Raw genomic sequence first — 3,307 nt, 5'->3', positions numbered from 1 at the left:
GCACCTTATTATTAAAAGGCTTATTAACATGCATTTGCTGCAGCCTGAAGTGATGATTGGTGATGGAGTTTTTATCCAGGCAGTTGTTGATATAATCGGCCAGAGCTTTATCGGAAGGATCAAGCGCTGCAAGTAAGGCCTTTTTTTCAATGCCACCCATTTTTTTACCCTTGTGCAACAGGCTCATAATGGTAACTGATCTTAATTGCAGAGGTGATGGTTGAGGATCAGCCCAAACAAAATGGATTACCCCGCTTTCAAAATGTAATGCCTTAATCTCGTCAATATAACAGAGCGCCTCTGCGTACAGGCTTGCCCTGACCAGGCCTGACAAAATTTTCAGGGCTTTAATATCCACACTTGACGGTTTCATGCGCAGTTTGCAGGAAAAGGCCAAGGCCTTTAAAGCCTCCAGCGGCCCCCCCATGTCCTGGGCCACTGGCGTCAATCCAAAGGGCAGGAGAGAAAGGTGGGGTTGGCCTTTTTGTAACAGGGTGGTGGTCAGATTAGCGCCTTCACATAGCACCGGGAACCGGGAGCTTTGCACCAGTTGATTGAAACTTTGTCTTGGCAAGCTGGGCATAAGACACAGCAACAACTGGCCTTTGCCTGCCCCCAGCACAGCGGCCCGGTCCTGTTGGTCCCGAAAGTCAATCAGGGTGAAGCCCGTCATTTTCGCGATGGCCTGTAACGCACTCTTGCCATTTTCATAGATATATTCATCCATATCCAAAAAAGCGCTGACCGTGGTGGTCACCACCACCGGGAGGGCATTCGCTATCTGCCCCTGATTGAAGTGAATAGCCCTGAGCCAATTGGTTAATATGGTATGTTTGTGTTGACGCAAATCGCTATGGTGCAAACCATAAACGACAGAGGTTTGTATTTTTCCGTTAGCGGATAAATCACACAGTTGATTAATGGCAGAGATTAATGTTGCCGTATGGCTGTTGATGGCGGATATTTCAGTTTCCTGCGGTAGCAAATAGTTATTGGGGATAATTGAGTTTACTGGTAGATGCAAGAGGGTGATATTACTATCAGCGATGGCATTGTCGTTAATTTTATTGGTTGCCAGGGATGTGCTGGTATCGAGATACATCGATTCACATTCAGAGTAAAAACGATAGGGTTTCAAGGTGATATAGGACTCCTGGACATGCCTCAATTCCCGGTACATTTCTTCGGGTTCGAGAAATGAGAGGGTCAGGGCTGCATTAATTTTATTCTCCCTGCGCAGGCTACAGACAGAAATAATGACCTTGGTATCGTTTATATATATTTCCTGAGTTTTCCGTTTAATATTTATTCCCGGTATCAAGTAAGCCAGCTTGGATAATGCTATACGCTGTTGTTGTTTGTATCTTGACCGCTGTTCAATATTAAAACTTTGCCGTGTAATAAAGCTGCTTCCATCCGGAGGTGACAGTTGCGCATGGACCGTTTTTACGCCCAGGGCAACAAGGCTCTTGATCAGTCCGATGGATGCCGTAGCATCACCCATCGTCCAGAATTGACCTTTTGCATCGGTGTCTTCATCCACTGCGCAAGGTACATAAACCCCTATTTCCTGCAACCCGCTGACCAGGGCCTTTACCTGTGGCAGAAAGTCGATGAACGGTGTGCTCCCGGAAAAATGACTTTCTGGCAGATCAGGTAATGAATGCAGGAGCGTCGGTGAGGTTACCGGGGTATTTTTGGCAATCTTCACTTTTTCTTGCTGCAAGGTCTGTTGGAAGAGTTTTTTATCGAAATTCTTCACCGGGCAAAAAGGTAGCCTTGCTTTCTTTCGGGCGTCTCTGATCAGTTTTGCACAGGTATCATTTTCATTCGTCAGAAAATCATCGGTATATCCTATTTTCGTCAGACGGTTTATGAAGAACGGTTGCTCAAGAAGATTTTGTAAAATGTCATCATAGCCACGTTTTACAGCTAACTGAATTAGAGAATCAAAGGTGTCTGAATCAGGATCGTCACTAGTGACAGAATCTGGATACGTTTGTAGAAGCCACTTTACACAATCCAATTGGCCGCACTCTACAGCGTAGTGAAGAGCGCGATAATAGGGCTGCTGTAAAAAATCCATGATTCTACTGTTGAGGATAACTGCCATGCACTCTGTATGCCCATTTTTTATCGCTAATCGAATCGGGGAAGTAGGACCGAGAAATACATACTCACTGATTTCATAATCAAGCATGACCATTAAACCGGTTTTATTTCCGTATCGAGCTGCCAGGTGCACCGGTGTTGCTCCTGATTTATCTTTTGCAAACAACTCTTTCTCCGGTAATGACAAGTTAGGCAAGTTATCCAGGAACAATTTCAAACAATTGTTTTGGTTTCTTCTGGCGGCAATATGCAAAGGTCGTTCACCGTTTTTATTCGTTGCCAGCAACAAATACCGAGCCTTATTGATGAATAGTTGGCACAAATCATCCTGGCCGTGCAACACCGCCAAGTGCAGAACGGAATTGCCATCTGCATCTTCAGAGGTTAAATAAAGGGCGTTATTGGCAATGCATTCTTTTACTTTTTCGGTATTCCCCTGTTTTATCAGATTTATCAGAACTTGCATGGATGAATTATCAGGGTGGTTGTGCTGACCCAATGAAGTCTTGCTCGAGCGACCTTGCAGCGCCAGCATCTCCTTGAACACTTGTGGCAGCTGCAGGCGATGATCCGATTCCACGGAGGCTTTTCTATGAGGGGCTATGGAGTATGGTTGACCAAGAATGGCACGACCCTGGTTCGATTTTACTATTCTGTTGGCGTGTAATTTTTTAGACGGCGCGTCGCTTTGGGTTTGCGGAAATGCCATACGACGATTAAAGGGTATCTGGCCGGTTATGGTTTTTCCCTTTTCAGGTATAGCGCCAATGGTTTTATCATTTCCTTCAAGGTAGGGCGGTTTCGGTGTTATCCCCCCTGTTGGTTGCATTGTTACTTGCCTCCTGAAAAGCTCATGGTTATTTCCGGTTACCCTTGACCACCGAATGGTGGAGCACTCTGCGCATCCAGAATCAGGACGCTTCGTCAACCTTCCATGTCTGGCGCATCGCTGTGCTCAAGGGTTTCAATCATTCTCGCGACATTCCAAATTTACAAACATGCCAAGAGGCTGTCCGGCTTATCCAGACGGGCAAAACAGGCATCAGCGGTGTTTTAAACTTCTATTGTTGTATATGTCTGATCGGAACTTTATGCCCCTCACTTTGCTGCATGCTCAGACAGGATATTGGTAATATTTATGTAAGGAGTCGTCTAAAAATAACTTTCCCATTTTAAACTCAGTGTTCCTGATGAT

At 45.4% G+C, this 3,307-nt stretch carries 1 protein-coding gene; it reads right to left on the bottom strand.

Going from position 1 to position 3,307, the window contains the following annotated elements; translation table 11 throughout:
* Positions 1–2,941, bottom strand: a 2,941-nt coding sequence (locus KDK14_RS12410) for an ankyrin repeat domain-containing protein (RefSeq protein ID WP_257265446.1), incomplete at its 3' end; no start/stop codon positions are given.
* Positions 2,942–3,307 lie beyond the last annotated feature (366 nt).

It is taken from the genome of Endozoicomonas sp. ONNA2, from assembly GCF_024606365.1.
In the GTDB taxonomy this organism is placed as follows: Bacteria; Pseudomonadota; Gammaproteobacteria; order Pseudomonadales; family Endozoicomonadaceae; genus Endozoicomonas.
Note: the sequence above shows the minus strand (reverse complement) of the source record. Positions and strands in the feature narration are given on the sequence as shown.